This window comes from Lysinibacillus alkalisoli, from assembly GCF_014643595.1.
In the GTDB taxonomy this organism is placed as follows: Bacteria; Bacillota; Bacilli; order Bacillales_A; family Planococcaceae; genus Metalysinibacillus; species Metalysinibacillus alkalisoli.
This window is the reverse complement of sequence record NZ_BMJT01000012.1, coordinates 54,039-74,952: the sequence shown is the minus strand read 5'-3', so window position 1 is coordinate 74,952 and position 20,914 is coordinate 54,039. Positions and strand designations below refer to the sequence as shown.

Genomic DNA, 20,914 nt, shown 5'->3' with positions numbered 1-20,914 from the left:
TTGTTTCATTTTCATGAAACGTTTTATTGATTAACGTTTTGCTTGTTCAGTTTTCAAAGGTCATTGTGCTGTTTGTTTCAGCGACTTTTATATCATAACAACTTGCTGAGTTATTGTCAACAGGTTTTTATGTTTTGTTTTGTGTGTTGCTGTCTTGTTAAGGACAAGTAATATAATATCGCACTTTTTTATATTGGTCAACACTATTTATATATTTTTCATATATTTTTTAACGAATATATAAAACACCTATATCACTTCCTATTTATATATCAAATAAATAAAACTAAGAGCAAATGCTCTTAGTTGTTACTTTACCTTCTTTTCTGGGTTTATTTTATAGTAACGATGCATAACGTCTCCATTTTTAGAAATGAAAGGTTCAATTAAAACATATTGATGTTCAACTAAATACTCAACGAAAACTTCTAAGTCCTTAGAGTAATAACTTAGTTCATGATGATCATGTAAATCTTGTATTTTCCAGTATTCTTGCTCAGTAAGTATGGATAATATATGTTGTGCACCATCCTCAGTGCGAGAGTGAATGAAAAATTCACTTGCTAAAAATAGTAATTCTAATCGCTTTTCCAAGGTTTCTTCACTAAATACGAGTTCTTCATACAATTTATAAATAGCGGGCTCTATTTCTCGCACTTGAGACCAGAGCGATACTTCTGGATATAAACCGCTATCAATTACCGATAATCGCCCTAAATGATGGATCGCTGATAATACATGAATATAGGCATCAAGATAATTATCTTTGGCGTATTGCTCCTTGCCTTCTTTATAACGTCGTATGAGTTTGGCAAACTGAATACCTGTTTTCATTTTTCGACCATCATAAGGGAAGGTTTGCATATCTAAACGTAGCTTCTGTAAATAATCATCTCTTTCAAACATAATTTTACCAAACAACACCCAATGAATGACTTTACGATTAGAACCTGTTTGCAACCATTTATGTAACATCTTCTCTGTAACAATGTGCATGGCTACTTTCTGTTCGCCTAAAATATAATGTTTTGTAAAAACAGGTGTTTTAGATTGTTTTACAATAATCAATAACACCCAATCAAACGTGTCTGTGATGCTACTCTCATTTTCGCGTTGTTCAAATTGAATAATACCTAGTGTCTTTTGTTTACTTGCTCTCTCTTGATAAATTGGTCTTAATAATTGCTCCATACTATCCGCCCCTCAAAGTAAAGTAGTATGTACATACTTCGACATTTGTCAAAAAAGCCCTCCTTTTTTACGCGTATTATCATGAAAAGTTTGGATTGATTGTGGTATAGTAGGGGGTGGATTGGAGGTCTATTCGTTTGAAAAAATACAAAAGTAAAATAAATAAAATACGAAGTTTTGCGTTATCGTTAATCTTTATTGGTTTTGTTGTTATGTACGGTGCGATTTTCTTCAGAGAAAATATTTGGTTAGTTGCAATTTTTATGACATTAGGTTTATTATGTATCGTTGCTAGTACAGCTACCTACTTATGGATCGGTTTACTATCCACTAAAGCTGTACAAGTTGTCTGTCCTAACTGTGGAAAATATACCAAAGTGTTAGGTCGTGTCGATATGTGTATGTATTGTAATGAGCCATTAACATTAGACCCTACTTTAGAAGGTAAAGAGTTTGACCAATCGTATAACAATAAACGCAAAGCTGAAGATAAATAAAATAAGCGTAGTGAAATTTATGATTTCGCTACGCTTATTTTTTATTAACTTGAAATTTTTTGTGCTTTAGCTACACATTCCGGGCATACCCCGTATAATTCTAAACGGTGTGAACTCACTTGAAAGCCCGTCACTTGAGATGCACAATGTTCAATTTCGTCAAGCCCTGGATATTGGAAATCAACAATCTTTCCACAATCTTCACAAATAATATGGTAGTGCTCATGGGTAACAAAGTCAAAGCGGCTTGATGCATCACCATAGTTTAATTCTTTTACTAACCCAGCATCTTTAAATACACGCAAATTATTATATACTGTTGCCACACTCATATTAGGGAATTTATCTTCTAAGGCTTTGTAAATCTCATCTGCCGTTGGGTGTGACATATAAGCTATCATATATTCTAAAATTGCATGGCGCTGTGGCGTGATACGAATACCTGCTTCTTTCAATGTTTCTAAAGCTTCACTTAAGTGTAATTCTGACATCGCCAAACACCTCTCTTTTCATAGCAATTACTACTTTATAATTGTTATAATATAGTTTAGCCGACAGCTTCAACTACTGTCAACTTTTTGCTACAAAAAGCGCAACAAACATGCATTATTATGCTTTTAAAGCGCCTAAAGCCTCTTTTACTTCTGCACTATGTTCCTTTACCTTTACTTTTGACCACACCTTAGCAACATTGCCTTCTTTATCAATTAGAAAAGTAGCACGTTGGATTCCATAAAATTCTTTACCAAACATTTTCTTTAAAACCCATACACCATAAAGTTCAGAGACCGTATGCTCATCATCAACTAATAATGAGAATGGCAAATCATGTTTAGCGATAAATTTCTGATGCCTCTCTTCGTCATCAGCACTAACACCTAAAATAACAGCATCCAATTGCTCATATTCACTAAAATCATCACGGAAGTTACAAGCTTGCGTTGTGCAACCTGGCGTCATATCTTTTGGATAAAAGTACAATACAACATTTTGTCCTTTAAAATCACTTAATCTAACCTTATTACCTTCTTGGTCACATAGCGTAAAATTAGGGGCTACTTGGTTTTCTTTAATCATTCCTTATTACCTCCTAGGGCACTTTTATACACCTTTGTCTTGTAAAACAATTGGCGTATTCATTTTATTAAGTCTACAATAGGTATGTATAAAAAGATAATAGGAGGCACTTACTGTGAAATATACAAATTCTGAAGCATTATACGAAGAAGCTCAACAACATATTGTTGGAGGGGTGAATAGTCCGTCGCGCTCATACCGAGCTGTTGGTGGTGGCGCACCTGTAGCTATGGAACGTGGTGAAGGTGCTTACTTTTATGATATAGATGGCAATCGTTATATTGACTATTTAGCTGCGTACGGGCCTATCGTGACAGGTCATGCGCACCCACATATCGCTAAAGCTATTACTAATGCCGCCGTGACAGGCACTTTATTCGGTACGGCAACAACTCATGAGGTTACATTTGCTAAAATGTTAAAAGAAGCCATCCCCTCTATGGATAAAGTACGTTTTAATAACTCTGGTACCGAGGCTGTTATGACAACCATTCGTGTAGCACGTGCTTATACTGGTCGCACTAAAGTAATGAAATTTGCTGGTTGTTATCACGGACACTTTGATTTAGTCCTTGTCGCAGCTGGCTCTGGCCCAGCGACTCTTGGTACACCTGATTCAGCTGGTGTCACAAAAGAAACTGCTGAAGAAGTCATCACTATACCATTTAACAATCCTGATGCGTTTAAAAAGGCAATGGAAAAATGGGGACATGAAGTTGCGGCGATTTTAATTGAGCCAATCGTAGGTAACTTCGGTATTGTTGAACCTAATCAAGGTTTCTTAGAATATGTTCACAAACTGGCGAAAGAGTATGGCGCTTTGACAATCCATGATGAAGTAATCACTGCATTCCGTTTCCATTACGGTGCAGCACATACATTATTAGGCTTAACACCTGATCTAACTGCATTAGGTAAAGTAATTGGTGGTGGCTTACCAATCGGGGCTTATGGTGGTCGTAAAGACATCATGGAAACTGTAGCACCACTAGGCCCGGCTTATCAAGCAGGCACTATGGCTGGTAACCCTGCTTCTATGCAAGCAGGCATCGCTTGTTTAGAAGTATTGCAAACACCTGGTATCTATGAAGAAATGGACCGTCTTGGTCAATTATTAGAAGATGGTATCAATACATTAGCTCAAAAACATAACGTAACCATTAGCACTAACCGCGTAAAAGGTGCATTAGCTGTATACTTTACAAACGAAAAAGTTGAAAACTATGAGCAAGCTGAAAATTCTGATGGTGAAATCTTCGGTCGTTTCTTTAAACTTATGCTGTCACAAGGTGTTAATTTAGCACCTTCACGTTATGAAGCTTGGTTTTTAACCATTGCACACACAGAAGAAGATATTAATACTACATTACAAGCTGTTGATTTTGCGTTTGCTCAGCTATAATACGATAAGTGGTAAGGGCTTGTTCTCCCTTTACCACTTTTCTTGTTTTATGACATGTGAAATTTTGCTAACGTAGTATTTCAGTATATGTTTGCCATCTATCATTTTTTCTTTTATTACTCGCTTTGTTATAAGTTAGCTATTAAACTGTCTATATTTTCCATTCCTCTGTATATTTCTCCATTCTATTCTCATCTATTTTTATACTCAAATCACGAACTACTCCAGCTTATGTCGCAATAGTTGCTAACGTTTTTCTTTTCATGTACATTTACACTAAAAGGATTTACAGAAAGGATTAACATTATATGAAATTAGGGGCTCGTGTACTTAAAACGGGCGTTGCTATTGTGTTTGCCCTATTTTTAGCAGAACTCTTTCATTTGCCTGCACCTATTTTTGCAGGAATTGCTGCTATCTTTGCGATTCAACCTTCCATTTACCGCTCATATTTAACGATTATTGAGCAATTTCAAGCGAATTTAATTGGTGCCTCAGTTGCTGTCATATTTGGACTAGTCTTTGGGCATCAAATTGTAGCCATTGGCATTGCCGTTATTATTACAATTAGTATTATGTTAAAACTGGGACTTGAAAAATCGCTATCTTTAGCACTTGTCACTGTAGTGGCTATTATGGAAGTACAGCATGAGGATTTTTTAACATTTGCATTGATTCGTTTTGCCACCATTTTAGTCGGTGTACTTGCGGCATTCATTGTTAACCTCGTATTTTTGCCCCCTCGTTACGAAACAAAACTGTTTAAAAAAATATATTTTTTACAAGACGATATTATCCGTTGGACTAGGTTAGCTATTCGTCAAGCATCTGAACACGCTTCAGCAAAGGCGGCTCTCAGTAAATTTAATACACGCATGAGTAGAGTTGAAATTTTATATGGCTTCTATAAAGAGGAACGTAGTTATTTTGGGCATAAAAAATTTGTCAAAGCGCGTAAACTAGTTGTCTATCGTCAAATGATTACAACGTCTAAAAAGAGTCTAGAACTACTTCAACGGCTACACAAACACGAAAATGAAATTGCTCAACTGCCTGACCAATTTCACTTAATGATTCAAGAACGGCTTGACTTCTTATTAACGTACCATGAACAACTACTATTAAAATACACAGGGAAGCTAAAAGTCGATCACACAGAGTGGGATGACAAAGTAGATTATATCCAGCGTACTGAGCTGATGGATATTTTTATCAAACAAATTTCTCTCGCTTACGAAGAAGAAGAGGATACAGAGTTTTCAAGCTATCATTTGCTCTATATTTTATCGCGTATTTTAGATTATGAAGAAAATTTAGAGCATCTGGATACTTTGATTGTGTCCTATTTGAACTATCATAGCGAAGAGTTGAATATTGAATTTGAGGAAGAAGTTTATTAATGATTAGCACGAAAAAGAGCCACGCTTGATCAAGCGTGGCTCTTTCATGTTACTGCGATGCATTATTATCTTTAATTTCACGTTGTAGACGATAGCGGCTCGTCCAAACGTCAATAAAGTCTGACGCAAAAGGCCCTCTTCTTTGCTGAATCCAACTAATCAGCTTTTCAACATTGCGTTTTAAAATTTGATCGATCACTTCTGGATATGCCATTTCTCTTTTATGTTGCTCATACTCATCTTCATCGAGCAATGTGTATGTCATATCAGGGAATACTTTAATATCCAAATCATAATCGATATACTTTATGGTGTCATTATCAAAGACGAAGGGCGAGCTTAAATTACAATAATAATACACGCCATCCTCTCGTAACATACAAATGACATTAAACCAATGTTCAGCATGGAAATAGCAAATAGAAGGTTCTCTTGTCAGCCATGTTCTACCGTCCGATTCTGTTACTATTGTGCGTTCATTCGCGCCAATTACAATGTTTTTCGTCCCTTTTAGCACCATTGTTTCTTGCCAGACACGATGGATATGACCGTTATGTTTATAGCTATGAATCTGAACGATTTCTCCTTCTATTGGCATTGCCATAAAACGCCCACCTTTTCAGTTGCCAAACTTTTTATATACTTCACAGTTAATTATAACAACCATCTGTAAAAAGGTGTAGGGAGAAGTTTGATTTCTTACAAATTCTCCATTTCTATTTTAATAAAATCTAAAATTTTCAACATTGGAACAGGCATAGGTAATTGCTCAATTTCTTGTAATGTTTTAAATGAACCGCCCTCTGATTGTGGTGGTGTTGTTACGTAATAGGCTTTAATATGCCAGGTTAAATGTGAGAATACATGCTTAAACTGCATAATAGGCTCCCCAATAAAGTTATCATACATCGGAAACTGCCACATATTAGAAAGCAGCCCTGTCGATGGCCGTTGCTCTACATAAACCTTATCACCATCTCTATGCACAACTACTGCATAATGTAATGGTTTATTTTTTACTTTCTTCGTTTTAACAGGTAAGTCTTCTGGCTTGCCCTCTTGATAAGCTAAACAGTATGCCTGTACAGGGCACAACAAACAATGTGGCTTTCCTTTTGTACATACTAAAGCCCCTAATTCCATTAAGCCTTGATTAAAATAAGATGGGTTATTATGATCAATTAAAAACATCACAGCTTTTTCAAAAATAGGTTTTATCTTTGGTTTAGCAATATCCTCCTCACAATTTAGTACTCTACTTAAAACACGCATTACATTCCCATCAACAGCATGCTCTGGTACACCATAAGCAATACTTAATACAGCTCCTGCTGTATAAGGGCCTACCCCTTTTAACGTGCTCATCTCTTCTCGTGTATTAGGCACAATGCCACCGTACGTCTCGTGGACTTCACGTACAGCAGATTGTAAATTGCGTGCGCGTGAATAATAACCTAGCCCTTCCCAGTGCTTGAGGACAACTTCTTCATCAGCATCTGCAAGAGCTTGCACAGTAGGGAAACTTTTCATAAAACGTTCGTAGTATGGGATAACTGTATCTACTCTTGTTTGTTGTAACATTACTTCAGATACCCATATTTTATAAGGGTCTTTTGTTTTGCGCCAAGGTAAATCACGTTGTTCACGTTCAAACCATGTGACAAGTGCTGACGCAAATTGGTCACGATATGGATAATTCATAATTTCCTCCATTGCAATTTAATTTAAAATTCCTATAAAAGGGTATACAATAAGGTTAGACTGGCTCTTAAATACGTAAGGAGTTGTTTTTATGGATTCAGGAACACACCTCGTTATGGGCATAGCCCTAGGAGGTTTAGCATTGGTCGATCCCGTTGTGGCAAGTGAGCCAGCTACTTTTACAGCTGTGATGGCTGGTATGATTATAGGCTCTCAAGCACCTGATATCGACACCGTTTTAAAATTACGCAATAATGCCGTCTATATTCGCCACCACCGTGGTATTACACATTCTATACCTGCTGTGATGCTTTGGCCAATACTCATTACAATTGTTCTGTCATTAATCATATCAGATGCTAACATATGGCATTTATGGCTTTGGACATTTTTAGCTGTATTTTTACATGTCTTTGTTGATATTTTTAATGCGTATGGCACGCAGGCTTTACGCCCCTTCTCTAAAAAATGGGTAGCACTCGGCGTCATTAATACCTTTGACCCTATCATTTTTGGCTTGCATTGTATAGGGCTTCTCCTATGGGCATTTGGCGCAAATCCTGTCCTTACCTTTAGCCTAATGTATCTCGTGATTATTGGCTATTATGTGCTACGTTTTGCTGTGCAAAGTGCTGTTAAACACGCTGTGCATGCTACCATTCAAGATGAGAATTATGTTATTGTAGCACCTACTATGCGATTTTTCGAGTGGCGTGTGGCAGCAGCTTCTGACACGCATTATTATGTAGGTCGTGCTTATGGGCGTTCTATTACGATATATGACAAATTTAAAATCCACTCCATCCCAAAAACACCATTAACAGAGGCTGCTTTACAAGATACTAATTTACAGTCCTTCACTTCTTTTTCACCACTCTATCGTTGGGAAATTAGTGAATTAAATAACGGACTAACAGAATTACGACTCATTGATTTACGTTACCGCAGTAATAATCGCTATCCGTTTGTAGCAGTTGCACATGTAGATGATGATAATCATGTTGTTACTTCGTATACAGGTTGGATTTTTAGCGAGGATAAGTTACAAAAAAAATTACAAATCGGGGCAAGTTAGAGGTGCAATATGAAACTTGATATGGTCGGCATTATTGTAAAAGATATGACTAAAGCAATTGCTTTTTACACATTACTTGATTTTACTGTCCGTGAGCATTACGGTGAGTATGTAGAATTACACAATGATGGTGTTCGCCTCTCATTGAATACTCAGCATATGATTACACAAGTATATGGCTTTGCACCACAACTTAAAGGTGAACGCATTGAATTAGCTTTCCTTTGCGATACTGCTCAACAAGTTGACCATTATTGCAATATTTTGCATGAAGCAGGACATAAAATTGTCAAAGCACCTTGGTTAGCACCATGGCAACAATACTATGCCATTGTGCAAGACGTCGATGGTAATTTAATTAGTTTATTTGCCACTATATAAAAAAAGGAATCGTTGCTTATAAGCGCGATTCCTTTTTTATGGGATCCCTCCACACAACTTCCAACTTAGTTCTGTACGGCTGTGCACTTGTGCCTTTTTGAATACTTGTTTTAAATAATCTTGCACAGTATGTGGTGATAAAGATAATTGGCTGGCAATGTCTTTTGTTGCTTTGCCTTGAATCAATAATACTGCAATATCAGATTCTCTCTCTGTTAATTGATAGGCTTGCATCAAATGTGCAGTAATCATTTCATTGGTAGCTGCTTGGATAAGAATAATAATTTCTGTATTTTTTGTAGCAACGACTGTCGCTGTAACTTTGAAATAACCTAAATCTTTAATAGGCGTCAAAAGTGAAATCGTCGCTTGTTCTTTATGACATTTCATATAAAGCGTTTGTAATAATTTTGGGAGGTGTAAAGTGCCTTCTTGTTGTTGTAAATAATACATAAAAGATAGCCCTTCTTCATTGCCACTAGTCACTTTAAGAACTTGGTTCATTATTAAACAGCCATTGCCATATACGCCTGATTGAGTCGTTGGTACGACATAATAATAATCTTTCAAATGCTGTGCGATATCTTTTTGCAACGCTACTAAGTATTGTGCTTCATAATTTGTAAAATAACCTTCCGTGCGAAACAATGTCAAATAGCCATAATTCTCTGCCCCACATGGCAAACACATCCTAATTTCATCTGTGTAGCCAGACAACCGTAGTAACCTTTGATAACGATAATTATCCTCTATTTTCGTGTCACTTAACCTTTGAAAATAGTTGTTATGTTGCCATAAATCATGATAAGCATCTATTGTATTTGGATGTTGCTCTAGCGCAATTATCTTACCATGTAATTGGTTAATTACCTCATCCGTCACAGCACCTAACGAACATAAAGTTTGTGGGTCGACTATTGAAAAACAATAGCTATCAATACGCATATCTTTTTGTAAATGCGTAATAATATGCTTCCGATATTGGAAACTATCATAGTTTTCTTTCCAATAGGTCAATTGGCGCTTCCATAATGAGATACTTGTCATCTTACATTCCCCCTATTTATGGGATAGTAGCACTCGTTACTATCGTCTACAATTAAGAATAGTTATCAATTACATTATAACAGAGGAGGATTCTTTTTGAAGAAACGTCTATATTTAGATGAGGGCCTAGCCATTGGTCACCGCCTACTTATTGTACAAGGTGCACCCTTAACGATTGTAGGAGATTTTATGATTACTAATAACAAACTATCCTCACATGACGCTAAACGTGTAAAAAATTTATTATGAATATAAAGGAGCACTGTCATATGTCATCACAATTATCTAATTGGAAAAATACAGATGAATCGTATCAACATACGATTCGAAAGAAAATTATAGGTTATGATTTAATTTATGATTTAATGCTCGATAGTATACGCACACAGCAACAAGTCCAAGATATTTTAATCGTTGGGGCTGGGGGTGGGCAAGAACTGCAATGCTTAGGTGCACATTACCCTAACGCCTCTTTTGTAGCAGTGGATGCGTCACCTACTATGATTCAGATCGCTAAATCGACATTTGATTTACATGCATTACACATCACTTGGTATGAACAAGACTGTTTAACGTTTAACACTGATCAAAAATTTGATGTTATTACTTGTCACTTACTCATGCACTTTCTACCTACTGAAAAAGATAAACAACAACTGTTATCTCGTTTACATAAACAATTAAAAAAAGGAGGTCGTTTATATTTATCCTTAATTAATGATAGTGCTGTTTTACAAGAACAATTATCCTATTGGCAACATAGTATGCAACGTGTAGGTATGCCACCTACACATTTCCCGCAATTTGCTGCTGCTTTTGGTGTAAGTACACATCCTATTACAGTTACCACTTTACAAGACATGATTATTCAAGCCGGCTTTTCCCAAACCGTCCCTTATTTCAAAACATTAGCTATTGATGCCTTTGTGTTATATCGCTAAAAATCATAAAGCACGACTGAAAACTCCAGTCGTGCTTTATGTTATTGTTCTAACAGCTCTATAAATTTTGGGTTTTTACTTGCAAATAAATGAAGCTTGTCGCCATAACTCGTAATCAATTGTTGCACAAGTTGTGCTGTTTGTTCAGCCCCTTTATAATCATAGCCCGCTTTGGCAGACGTTGCTTCGTAATCACTCCACAGTAATTCAATCCATGTTTGTGCTTTATGTTGTGTCATCGTTGGATTCATTGCCATCAATTGTTTTGTCAATGTGTTTATATATCGCTCCATATTATTTCCCTACCTTAATGGGTGCTAATAATGATATTGGCAAGGCTTCTTCGTACTGAGTACTACCTAAGCGATATCCCCAAGCAAAGCGACCTTTTAAGCGGTCTACTTTAAAGTATTCATCTGTTGTGCCATCAATACGATACATCTCACCTGGTGTAATAGTAGCAGGGTCGATTAAATAAGAGGCGACCATCAACGCTTTCCGTTCATAGACTGCAAACTCATTTAAGATGCCTAATTGTTCAGCCTTTCTTGCCTTTTCTCTTAAATTAGCAATTTCTTGACGCAATTCATGTTCATCCATTTGACCATATAATTCACTCATTGTCATTCTCCTTCTCGCTTATAAATGTTTCAATTATATCACTGGGAAATCCCTTTTGGTATAAAGCCTGCTTAACACGCATATTTAATGCGTAACCTTCATACTTCTTACTTTGTTTATGCCAAATCTTCTCACCTTGTAACTGTATCATCTCTCGCCAGTCTTGATCGTCTCGCTCTAGTGTAATCCGTTGCAATACCTCATTAATTACATCAAATGTATACCCTTTACGTGATAATGTAGCTTGTATCTTTTGTTTAATTTGTGCAGGCGTTTTCTGCTGTTCACTCCGCGCTACTTTTTCAGCGAGTTGTTCTGCAAGTTCTAGTTGCTCATCTGTTGTATATTGTTGTAATACTTCTTCTTGGGTTTGTTTGGTGATTCCCTTTTTGTGCATATCTTGAGCAATCGCTTTAGGGCCTTTTTTCATGGTTTGTTTTTTGGTGTTTAATAAAGCTGTAGCAAAGGTTTCATCGTTAATAAAACCATATGCTTTTAGCTTTTGAATAGCTTCTAAAATTACAGCGTCGCCAAATGATAATGTGCGTAACTTTTCTTGAATCTCATGCTCACTGCGCATTTGAAAAGACAGATAATGGAGTGCTTTGTTATACGCTTTTCGAATTTCGTCTTCATAATTTATTTCAGCAATTTCGTCTGGAGTCAAAGCACTTCCTTTTGTTAAGGCATATTTCACTAAGATTGCTTCGTCCACTGGAAAGGCATATTTGTCATTTAAATAAATATTATAACGTTCAACATTGTTTTTTTGCTGTGTGATTTTTGTGATGACCTGCATACCTCACCCTCCTTTATTGCCCCTCATTATAACGCTTTTTAAAGGTTTATGCATGGGGTATAGTAATACTAATATCATACTAAAGGAGGCACTATTATGAAAATTGTAGTAGCTGGTGGTTCAGGCTTTGTTGGTAAAAAGCTTACCACTTTATTGCACAATGACGGACATGAAGTTGTGATTTTAACACGCGGTAAATCTCGAATGGAAAAAGGCATGCAGTTTGTACAATGGCTTTCAAAAGAAGCTGATCCCGTTGCAGAAATACGCTATGCGGACGCCTTTGTTAATTTAGCAGGTGTTTCTTTAAATAGTGGACGTTGGACAGAAAAAAAGAAGCATGAGATTTATGCAAGTCGCATGCAAGCTACATCTACATTAATTGATATGATGACGCAATTATCACAGCCGCCAAAAGTGCTCGTTAATGCGAGTGCTGTAGGAATTTATCCTGCTTCACAACATATGATTTATACAGAAGAAGATAAAATTTTTTCACAAGATTTTTTAGGTTCAACCGTGCGTGATTGGGAGCGTATGGCAAATCGTGCACAAGCGTTAAACGTGCGTGTAGCGACAGGGCGCTTTGGTGTCATTTTAGGAAAAGATGGCGGTGCTCTACCGCTTATGGCGCTCCCTTATCGCTATTATGTCGGTGGGCCTGTTGGTAGTGGTAAACAGTGGTTGTCATGGGTACATGTTGATGATGTAGCGCGTGCTTTATACTTCGCTATGACAACGCCTGAACTCATAGGCCCGTTTAATGTCACTGCCCCTCATCCACTACGCATGGCTGATTTTGTTCAAGTGTTAAGCGATGTATTGCATAAGCCTAATTGGCTCGCAGTACCTTCTTTTGTTTTACAAATCGCATTAGGTGAGCAAAGTAAACTTGTCTTAGAAGGACAACACGTAGTGCCTCAACAACTTGAAAAACATGGATTTGAGTTTAAATACCCTACTGCACAACAGGCTTTAGAAAACATTTACGCATAGTGTTTTGTTCGTTATAATGATGGAATGACGAAAAAAGGACGTGACTGTTTTGACAGAAACAATTATGAAGGTAGGACAACAATTCCCCTTAACGATTAAACGTTTAGGCATTAATGGTGAAGGTGTTGGTTTTTTTAAACGCAATGTTGTATTTGTGAAAGGTGCAATCCCTGGAGAGGTTGTAACAGCACAAGTAACAAAATTATCTCGTAGCTTTGCTGAGGCAAAAATCGTGAAAATACGTGAAAAATCACCACATCGTCAACAAGCACCTTGTCCTGTATATGAAGAATGTGGCGGTTGCCAATTGCAACATATCCGTTATGAACACCAACTTGTTGAAAAACGCGATATCGTCATACAGGCGCTAGAGCGTTATGCACCACAACTATTAGAACAAACGGAAATACATGCTACCTTAGGTATGGATGAGCCTTGGCATTATCGCAATAAGAGTCAGTTCCAAGTACGTAAAGAAGGAAAGCGTGTATATGCGGGTTTATTTGCAGCAGGCACTAATCAATTATTAAATATTAATGATTGTCTTGTACAACACCCTGTAACATCTAAAATTACAGTAGCTACACGTAAAATTTTACAGAAATTAAATATTCCGATTTATGATGGCAAAACATTAGATGGCATCATTCGTACAATTGTAGTGCGCACAGGGGTAAAAACGGGTGAAACACAAGTCGTACTTGTAACAACACGTAAAGACATCCCTCATCTAGAGGAATTAATGACACGTATGTTACGTATTGACCCAAGTATTGTCTCTATCACACAAAATATTAACCGGGAGAAAACAGGAATCATTTTTGGTGAAGAGACTCATCTCCTTCACGGAAAAGAAACCATTCATGAAACGTTAGGCGAGTTTGGCTTTGACTTAGCTTCACGTGCATTCTTCCAATTGAACCCTACGCAAACTGTTATTTTATATAATGAAATTAAAAAGGCAGCTGCATTAACTGGCAAAGAAAGCGTTGTAGATGCATACTGTGGTGTTGGCACAATTGGTTTATGGCTAGCTAACGAGGCACAAGAAGTACGCGGTATGGATATTGTACCTGAGAGTGTTCAAAATGCACGTGAAAATGCAAAAAAACATGGCTTCACACATGCTAAGTACGTTACAGGTAAAGCAGAAGATGTGCTGGCACGTTGGCAAAAACAAGATTTCACACCTGATGTTATTACAGTAGACCCACCACGCACAGGGTTAACACAATCCTTTATTACAACAGTGAAAAAATTGCGACCAAGTCGTTTAATTTACACATCTTGTAATCCATCAACGTTAGCTAAAGATTTGCAAGACTTGAGCACGTTATATGAGGTTACTTACATTCAACCAGTAGACATGTTCCCACAAACTTCTCAGGTGGAATGTGTTACGTTGTTAACTTTAAAATAATAAGATGCAGAGCTATTCCGCAAATCTATATTGGATTTGCGGTTTTCCTTCTGCATCAATTTCGATTTTAACAATAAAACGATTAATTATTTCTGAATCAATTTTTTTGCTGCTTAATAACTGGCTTATAGCTGTTTGTACATGTTCTAATTTTATATTGATTAGTTTTTCATTATTATTTAGTTCATATTTACTTATTTTTTCTATAATTCTATTTTTTTCTGAACTGTATTCTACAGAGTAATCATTATAGACGTCTGAAGTGATTTTCCCATCAGATAAAAGATTTAACATTCTTTTCTTTTTCAACTCGTTCGGTTCCAATTCTTTTTTTGAAGAATTGATTAATTTTTGACTTTTATTAATATTAGGCTGTATTTTTTAATTCATTGGCCGCATCGAAATTATCCTCGTAAATTAGTTGCATAAATTTATTTTTATCAAACAAATTCCCCAATATATCAAACCTGTCACCGCTCATTCCTTTTGGTACAATGAATATTTGGAAATAAAAATTGCTATCCTCAAGGAATAAAATAAAATCAGGTTGAAAGCCTTGTAAGTACATGTCTACTGTTTCACCTGCACGATTGCTCCGTGACCCATATTGGTGCAAATTCACTTTTAGCTGACTCACGAACAGATACGCTTTTATAATAGTTAGGGATATACACTATTTTATTCAAGGTACAGCACACGCTGAACAAGTAAAAACACTGCTTCATCAATGGTTTGACCGTCCTGTATAAAAAACTGTATAAATAATATTCATAGGAAAAGCCACGAAACGTTAATATCACAACATTCATGGTTTTTTGGTGTATGTCCAAACTTTTATTTGGGAACGTTTTTTGAAATTGAAATTCATATTATATACAAAATATTATTTAACTAATTCTTTATACATGTTGATACCTGCAACATGAAATCCTAAATTATTATATAAATTGATTGCATGTTCATTGCTTCCGAAAACATGTAATTTAAAGAAGGCAATTTCTCGATTTGATAAAAGGGATTCAAGTTCGTTCATAACCTTTTTTCCAATTCCTTTTGAACGAAAATCTTCTTTAAGATATATTTCATACAAAAAAGCACTTTTGTTTTCTTCAACTACTTTTAACCATACATATCCTACGATTTTTCTATTTTCTATAACATTATAGAATTCATGATTTTTTGTGTTAAATCCATTGGACAAATACCCGCTAATTGCCTTTTCTGCCCTTAGAAAAGCAGATTCGTTTATTACCTCAAAAGTGTTTTCTTCAAGTGTGAGAGCATACCTCTGCGTTTTATCTTTTATGTATGTGTTATATTCATCTTCATTCATTGGTACTAATAGTTTCACTTTGACAACCAACTCCAATCAAGTATTCTCTAAATTAAACAGACTATATAATAAATATTCTTAAAGCACCGTTTGGAATTTTTTCCTATAAAGTCCCCAAAGTATCATTTGGGAACGTTATTTTATTTTGTATACTTTATAAATTTTTGGATAATTAATTCGTTTTTTAATTAAACTAAATTCATTTCTTTTAAAAAGTATGTAAGCCACTCATTTTGAGGAGAAATAATCGGTGGTAAGTTGTCTAATGGAGACCAAAATAATTTAAATATATGATTATCAGTTTCAATTTCCCATTCATCAAGCTCGCTGTTTGATTGAAGATGATAAAATTGTCTTATTATTTTTGAAGATAAATTTTTTTCCTCTACCCATCCAGTTATCTGATAGGATATATAATTTGGTTCTGGATATTTATCTCCTTCTTTATATGATATTTGTATGAATTCCCCATGTTTTCGTTCATGAAATACAGTAATACCTCTTCGGATTTCTGCCCACTGAAAACTAGAAGTATCAGGTTTCGAATATATTTTTGCTTTATTAAAAATGATATATTTTCCTTCTAAGTTTTGTTCATTACTTCCAATCATTTTGCATGAAATAAAATCTTTAAGACCGGTTTCTTCAGTTGCTTCTCTATAAGCTGCTTCATAAAAGTCCTCATTAATTTCGACTGTACCTGCTGGTATTTGAATACCCGCACTAGGATGATGAATTAAAAGAAGTTCTAGTTTGTCACCATTTTTTCTAGTAATAAAGCATGTAACCTTACTTAATTCTTTTTCCATGTTCCCCTCCTTAAAATAGCAATATGAATTATAAGCTGAACTATATTATATCATTATTAAAAAAAAGCATCCAAAGCGTCCTTTGGTAACCACCTTTCATTGAGATTCTATTTATATGTTCTAGCCATTCAGAACAAGTAGGGGTAGCGTCAGGAAAATGCGGATTTACAACGGTAAGAAAATGTTCGTAAATTATCCGGCCTTCTAAACGAAAACCGGATTCTACTTAAACTTTATAATAATTACCAAGATATTAACTTCTCTTTTTATTTTTAGAGTCTTTTTTAGCAGTACCATTAAAATTTTAAGGGTATTAATCTTAATTCCTATATTTATCTCACTCTTCTTTCTAAACGCCTCTTCTACATCAATATCGAGCTTGTTGGCAAGATCAAAAAGATTCCATAATTATTTTAAAATTTTGGGATAACAAATCTACTTCTCGGTATTTTTCAACGTACGACACTCAGCACAGGTGGAATGTGTTGTGCAATTGCTTTTGAAACAAAGATAATAACAGGACGCCGCAAATGTAGCATAACTTTGCGGTGTTTTTTGATTACTTGAGACTTTACATCAATCCTATTCACTTAATGAAAGTTTGTCATAAAACATATTGCAAACTTGTATCAATACCTGTATAATTGCAAACTAGGTGCCAAACCTATGTGATTATCATTTTGATTTTCACAAACTAAGGTTGTCGTTATGCGCGGATCGCTAGACAGCCTTAGCTTAATGAGCGGAGATGAGCCCGCTCTTTTTTTATGCAAAAAAAGGATTTCATAATGAAATCCCTTCCCCTTTATCCGATATGCTGTTTAGCTGGCTTTCCAAAAAATAATAAAACACAGCCTACTAGTAATAACACTACTGCCACAAAAACGAGAAAACTAACTTGTGGTATATGCTCAATAAATACGCCGCCAACTACTGGTCCAATCAAGCTGCCGATACTAAAGGCAATCCCACATAATAAATTGCCTGTTGGTAATAGTCGTTTTGGCGTTAAATCCGCCATATAGGAAATCCCTTGCGAAAATACTGAACTTACCATAGTGCCTGCTAAAAAGAAACAAACTAACACAGACCATTCACTATGCTCTACTAAACTGGCAATAAAGAAAATAACACTACTGCCTAAAAACCCTACTAATAAAATCTTTCGTCTTCCAATTTTATCGCCTAACATTCCTAAAGGTATTTGTGTTAAAATGCCGCCTAATGTGAATAAAGACAACATAATAGGTACTAAATTGCCATTAAAATTATTGCGTAGCGCATACACTGGGAATAATGCATTTAATGACGACTCTAAAAAACCATAAACGAACGGGCCTAGAAAAGCCACCCATGCCACAATAATAGTCGTTTTATAGCGTTTCCATCCTTCTTCACTAGGATTACCTTTCAAACGTTCTGGTCTTTCATTCTTCACAAAAAAGACGAATGACCATGCTAGTAAACATAGCACTGATGATAAAATAAATGGCAATGCCTGTGAAATAGTTAATAAACTAACCATTAAAGGTCCTACAGCAAACCCCATACTAAAAGATAAACCATAGATTGCCATGCTTTTACCTAAACTTGAACGTTCAGATGAACTTGTCACCCAAGTTTGTGTTGCAATATGTAGTGCTTGGTCACCTACTCCAATAATTAAGCGTAAGGCAAACCAAAACCAAATACTCTGCCATAACGGAAATAACATCAACGAGATAAATACAGTAGCCCCACCAATTAAAATAATTGGCTTGTAACCAAACTTACGTAACGGTTGCTCTAAAAACGGGGATATTAACAATACGCCAATATATAACCCTGTTGCATGTAAACCATTGATGGTTGATGATACACCGTTTTGTTCAAATATTACAGAAATTAAAGGTAGCAGCATACCTTGGGAGAAGCCTGATATGGATACAATGGCAACAATAATCCAAAAGCGTCGCGACTCCTCATTCGTCCAGAATTTCATAAGATGCCTCCAATCCTATGCTGTTTTATGCAAAACACACCTCATAGTACCACATTATTTTCTACACTGTGAACCCCTTATTAAGCGAATTAACCCAAATTCACTGTTTCAAGCTAATCATATATTTGAATAAATATTCTTTTCAAGTAATAAAAACCTATAGTTTGTCAGCGCCTTTTACTTGCCAATTTAAATCTGATACTTTAGGCTTATTTTGCAATAAAATAAAATGCTTTACTATTAAGATGATTATGAAAGAGGTGCGATATTTTATGTCAGAGTTAAATAAAGTCGATTACTTAAAAGAACGCTTAGAGAATTTCTTACACGCATTAGAGGAAATAGACCCTGAAACGACAGAATTAGCAGATATTGACCGTTTAATTTCGATGGTTGATGATTTAGAAGAAAAAATGAAAGAAATATAAGTAGAGTAGCTATTTTTTAGAGTGTTTCACTTTTACCAAACGTAAAAGTAAGCGCTCTTTTTTTAATGTAGGGAAAAGAGTATAATGAGTGTGGTTGTAACAATTAATTTTAGGGGGAAAAATAACCATGAATTTAGCAACATTGGAGAAAAGTATTTATGATTTAATTACAGAAACGTCAACTAACTTGCCAAAAGACGTACGACGCGCGATTAAAGCCGCAAAAGAAGCGGAAAATGCTGGTACGCGTGCAGCTATGAGTTTAGACACGATTACTAATAATATCGTTATGGCAGAAGATAACGTTTCTCCGATTTGTCAAGACACAGGTCTTCCTACTTTTAAAATCAAAACTCCTATTGGCGTAAATCAACTTGAAATTAAAGACATTATTAAAAAAGCCATTACTCAAGCGACAAAAGATGCAAAATTACGCCCTAACTCTGTGGACTCATTAACAGGTGAAAACAGCGGAGATAACTTAGGTGAAGGTGTACCTGTTGTAAAGTTTGAACAGTGGGAAAAAGATTATATTGAAATGAAACTTATTTTAAAAGGCGGCGGCTGTGAAAATAAAAATATTCAATACAGCTTACCTTGTGAACTAGAAGGTCTTGGCCGTGCTGGCCGTGACTTAGATGGCATTCGTAAATGTATTTTACATTCTGTTTATCAAGCACAAGGACAAGGTTGTTCTGCTGGCTTCATCGGTGTCGGCATTGGTGGCGACCGTTCTTCAGGTTACGATCTTGCAAAAGAACAATTATTCCGCAGTGTTGATGATGTAAACCCTAATATTGACCTAGCAAAATTAGAAGACTATATCGTTAAAACATCTAATACATTTGGCATTGGCACCATGGGCTTTGGTGGTGAGGCAACATTATTAGGCTGTAAAATTGGTGTGATGCACCGCATTCCCGCTTCATTTTACGTATCAGTAGCATATAACTGTTGGGCTTATCGCCGTATGGCTATTGATCTTAACCCTGAAACAGGTGAGATTATAAATTGGCATTATCAAGATGGCGAAAAAATCACATTTAAAGATGACGCACAAGAAGATACACCAAAAAAAGAAGTAGTAAAATTAACAGCCCCTATTACAGAAGAGCAAATTCGTGCGCTTAATGTTGGTGATGTTGTGTCTATTACAGGTCGCATGTATACAGGCCGTGACGCTATTCACCACCACTTAATGGGTGAAGGTGTGGAAGCACCTGTTGACTTAAACGGACAAATTATTTACCATTGTGGTCCTGTTATGGCGAAAGACGAAAACGACAATTGGGTTGTTAAAGCAGCTGGGCCTACAACTTCAATCCGCGAAGAGCCATATCAAGGTGACATTATGAAGCGTTATGGCATCCGCGCTGTTATTGGTAAAGGTGGTATGGGGCCTAAAACACTTAAAGCACTTGAAGAACACGGTGGTGTATATTTAAATGCTATTGGCGGCGCTGCTCAATACTATGCAGATTGTATTAAATCTGTTGATGGTGTGGACTTAATGGAATTTGGTATTCCAGAAGCTATGTGGCATTTAGGTGTTGAAGACTTTACAGCAGTTGTTACAATGGATTCTCATGGTAATTCATTACATGCTGATGTGGATAAATCCTCTTTAGAGAAATTGGCAAAACATGCCGAACGTGTATTCTAATCAACATGTATTCTCAATTAGATTTTTCTTGAAAAATTAATTTAAATTTATAGCAAAACCGCTATCCCTTCATACGTAAGGGGTAGCGGTTTTTTATTACGCAATGATAATTGTTATCGGTATAAAATGGTTGATTATAATTTATCCTTTGT

At 35.9% G+C, this 20,914-nt stretch carries 25 protein-coding genes; 11 read left to right on the top strand and 14 right to left on the bottom strand.

The features are described 5' to 3' along the window. Positions 1–309: 309 nt before the first annotated feature. Positions 310–1,191, bottom strand: coding sequence for a nucleotidyltransferase-like protein (locus IEW44_RS14460; RefSeq protein WP_188615770.1), 882 nt, complete (start codon positions 1,189–1,191; stop codon positions 310–312). A 137-nt stretch (positions 1,192–1,328) separates the two neighbouring features. Here IEW44_RS14460 and IEW44_RS14455 point away from each other — a divergent pair, with 137 nt between their 5' ends. Then, positions 1,329–1,688 (top strand): YgzB family protein, encoded by a 360-nt coding sequence (locus IEW44_RS14455; protein WP_188615769.1) that lies wholly within the window; start codon positions 1,329–1,331, stop codon positions 1,686–1,688. A 44-nt stretch (positions 1,689–1,732) separates the two neighbouring features. Here the strand turns inward: IEW44_RS14455 and perR are convergent, their stop codons facing one another. Beyond that, positions 1,733–2,179, bottom strand: a complete 447-nt coding sequence (gene perR / locus IEW44_RS14450; protein WP_188615768.1) for a peroxide-responsive transcriptional repressor PerR — start codon at positions 2,177–2,179, stop codon at positions 1,733–1,735. 118 nt (positions 2,180–2,297) lie between these two features. Then, positions 2,298–2,765, bottom strand: coding sequence for a thioredoxin-dependent thiol peroxidase (gene bcp / locus IEW44_RS14445; RefSeq protein ID WP_188615767.1), 468 nt, complete (start codon positions 2,763–2,765; stop codon positions 2,298–2,300). A gap of 115 nt (positions 2,766–2,880) precedes the next feature. Here bcp and IEW44_RS14440 point away from each other — a divergent pair, with 115 nt between their 5' ends. Continuing rightward, positions 2,881–4,167 (top strand): glutamate-1-semialdehyde 2,1-aminomutase, encoded by a 1,287-nt coding sequence (locus IEW44_RS14440; protein ID WP_188615766.1) that lies wholly within the window; start codon positions 2,881–2,883, stop codon positions 4,165–4,167. 308 nt (positions 4,168–4,475) lie between these two features. Continuing rightward, on the top strand, positions 4,476–5,567 hold the full coding sequence (locus tag IEW44_RS14435) for an FUSC family protein (protein ID WP_188615765.1): 1,092 nt from the start codon (positions 4,476–4,478) through the stop codon (positions 5,565–5,567). 49 nt (positions 5,568–5,616) lie between these two features. On the opposite strand, the gene ntdP is transcribed toward IEW44_RS14435, so the two are convergent. Both ntdP and mutY read right to left on the bottom strand, forming a co-directional pair. Then, positions 5,617–6,171, bottom strand: a complete 555-nt coding sequence (gene ntdP / locus IEW44_RS14430) for a nucleoside tri-diphosphate phosphatase (RefSeq protein WP_188615764.1) — start codon at positions 6,169–6,171, stop codon at positions 5,617–5,619. A 95-nt stretch (positions 6,172–6,266) separates the two neighbouring features. Next, complete coding sequence (mutY, locus tag IEW44_RS14425; protein WP_188615763.1) at positions 6,267–7,268, bottom strand: A/G-specific adenine glycosylase; 1,002 nt, start codon at positions 7,266–7,268, stop codon at positions 6,267–6,269. Between the two features lie 91 nt (positions 7,269–7,359). Between mutY and IEW44_RS14420 the strand changes: the two genes are divergently transcribed. Further along, positions 7,360–8,343 (top strand): metal-dependent hydrolase, encoded by a 984-nt coding sequence (locus IEW44_RS14420; protein WP_188615762.1) that lies wholly within the window; start codon positions 7,360–7,362, stop codon positions 8,341–8,343. A 9-nt stretch (positions 8,344–8,352) separates the two neighbouring features. Further along, on the top strand, positions 8,353–8,724 hold the full coding sequence (locus IEW44_RS14415) for a VOC family protein (RefSeq protein ID WP_188615761.1): 372 nt from the start codon (positions 8,353–8,355) through the stop codon (positions 8,722–8,724). A gap of 36 nt (positions 8,725–8,760) precedes the next feature. On the opposite strand, the gene IEW44_RS14410 is transcribed toward IEW44_RS14415, so the two are convergent. Next, positions 8,761–9,771: a helix-turn-helix transcriptional regulator gene (locus IEW44_RS14410; RefSeq protein WP_188615760.1), complete on the bottom strand. Its 1,011-nt coding sequence runs from the start codon at positions 9,769–9,771 to the stop codon at positions 8,761–8,763. 96 nt (positions 9,772–9,867) lie between these two features. On the opposite strand from IEW44_RS14410, the gene IEW44_RS14405 reads away from it, so the two are divergent. After that, a complete protein-coding gene (locus IEW44_RS14405) occupies positions 9,868–10,020 on the top strand; it encodes a hypothetical protein (RefSeq protein ID WP_188615759.1) in 153 nt (50 codons plus the stop codon). A gap of 20 nt (positions 10,021–10,040) precedes the next feature. Continuing rightward, positions 10,041–10,712 carry a class I SAM-dependent methyltransferase gene (locus IEW44_RS14400; protein ID WP_188615758.1) on the top strand — a complete coding sequence of 224 codons (672 nt, stop codon included), beginning with the start codon at positions 10,041–10,043 and terminating at the stop codon, positions 10,710–10,712. A gap of 41 nt (positions 10,713–10,753) precedes the next feature. On the opposite strand, the gene IEW44_RS14395 is transcribed toward IEW44_RS14400, so the two are convergent. From IEW44_RS14395 to recX, 3 genes are read right to left on the bottom strand one after another with little or no spacing between them, the layout of a single operon-like run. Beyond that, the gene (locus IEW44_RS14395) at positions 10,754–11,005 is read right to left on the bottom strand and encodes a YfhJ family protein (protein WP_188615757.1); all 252 of its coding nucleotides are present in this window, start codon (positions 11,003–11,005) and stop codon (positions 10,754–10,756) included. Between the two features lies 1 nt (position 11,006). After that, complete coding sequence (locus tag IEW44_RS14390; protein WP_188615756.1) at positions 11,007–11,333, bottom strand: YfhH family protein; 327 nt, start codon at positions 11,331–11,333, stop codon at positions 11,007–11,009. After that, positions 11,326–12,132: a recombination regulator RecX gene (recX, locus tag IEW44_RS14385; protein ID WP_188615755.1), complete on the bottom strand. Its 807-nt coding sequence runs from the start codon at positions 12,130–12,132 to the stop codon at positions 11,326–11,328. Before recX ends, IEW44_RS14390 begins: the two co-directional genes overlap by 8 nt. Positions 12,133–12,228: 96 nt before the next feature. On the opposite strand from recX, the gene IEW44_RS14380 reads away from it, so the two are divergent. Next, entirely contained in the window at positions 12,229–13,128 is a 900-nt protein-coding gene (locus IEW44_RS14380) for a TIGR01777 family oxidoreductase (RefSeq protein ID WP_188615754.1), read from the top strand. 64 nt (positions 13,129–13,192) lie between these two features. Then, a complete protein-coding gene (gene rlmD, locus IEW44_RS14375; RefSeq protein WP_188615776.1) occupies positions 13,193–14,548 on the top strand; it encodes a 23S rRNA (uracil(1939)-C(5))-methyltransferase RlmD in 1,356 nt (451 codons plus the stop codon). Between the two features lie 12 nt (positions 14,549–14,560). Here rlmD and IEW44_RS14370 read toward each other — a convergent pair whose 3' ends face one another. The 5 genes from IEW44_RS14370 to IEW44_RS14350 all read right to left on the bottom strand — a co-directional run bounded on the left by IEW44_RS14370 (position 14,561) and on the right by IEW44_RS14350 (position 18,671). Next, positions 14,561–14,857 carry a hypothetical protein gene (locus tag IEW44_RS14370; protein WP_188615753.1) on the bottom strand — a complete coding sequence of 99 codons (297 nt, stop codon included), beginning with the start codon at positions 14,855–14,857 and terminating at the stop codon, positions 14,561–14,563. Between the two features lie 58 nt (positions 14,858–14,915). Next, a complete protein-coding gene (locus IEW44_RS15940) occupies positions 14,916–15,170 on the bottom strand; it encodes a hypothetical protein (RefSeq protein ID WP_229704263.1) in 255 nt (84 codons plus the stop codon). A gap of 261 nt (positions 15,171–15,431) precedes the next feature. Then, positions 15,432–15,899, bottom strand: coding sequence for a GNAT family N-acetyltransferase (locus tag IEW44_RS14360; RefSeq protein WP_188615752.1), 468 nt, complete (start codon positions 15,897–15,899; stop codon positions 15,432–15,434). A 170-nt stretch (positions 15,900–16,069) separates the two neighbouring features. Further along, positions 16,070–16,690, bottom strand: a complete 621-nt coding sequence (locus IEW44_RS14355; RefSeq protein ID WP_188615751.1) for an NUDIX domain-containing protein — start codon at positions 16,688–16,690, stop codon at positions 16,070–16,072. An 805-nt stretch (positions 16,691–17,495) separates the two neighbouring features. After that, a complete protein-coding gene (locus IEW44_RS14350) occupies positions 17,496–18,671 on the bottom strand; it encodes an MFS transporter (RefSeq protein ID WP_188615750.1) in 1,176 nt (391 codons plus the stop codon). Between the two features lie 272 nt (positions 18,672–18,943). Here IEW44_RS14350 and IEW44_RS14345 point away from each other — a divergent pair, with 272 nt between their 5' ends. Continuing rightward, positions 18,944–19,099 carry an SE1561 family protein gene (locus IEW44_RS14345; RefSeq protein ID WP_188615749.1) on the top strand — a complete coding sequence of 52 codons (156 nt, stop codon included), beginning with the start codon at positions 18,944–18,946 and terminating at the stop codon, positions 19,097–19,099. A 127-nt stretch (positions 19,100–19,226) separates the two neighbouring features. Continuing rightward, positions 19,227–20,762, top strand: a complete 1,536-nt coding sequence (locus tag IEW44_RS14340; RefSeq protein ID WP_188615748.1) for a fumarate hydratase — start codon at positions 19,227–19,229, stop codon at positions 20,760–20,762. Positions 20,763–20,914 lie beyond the last annotated feature (152 nt).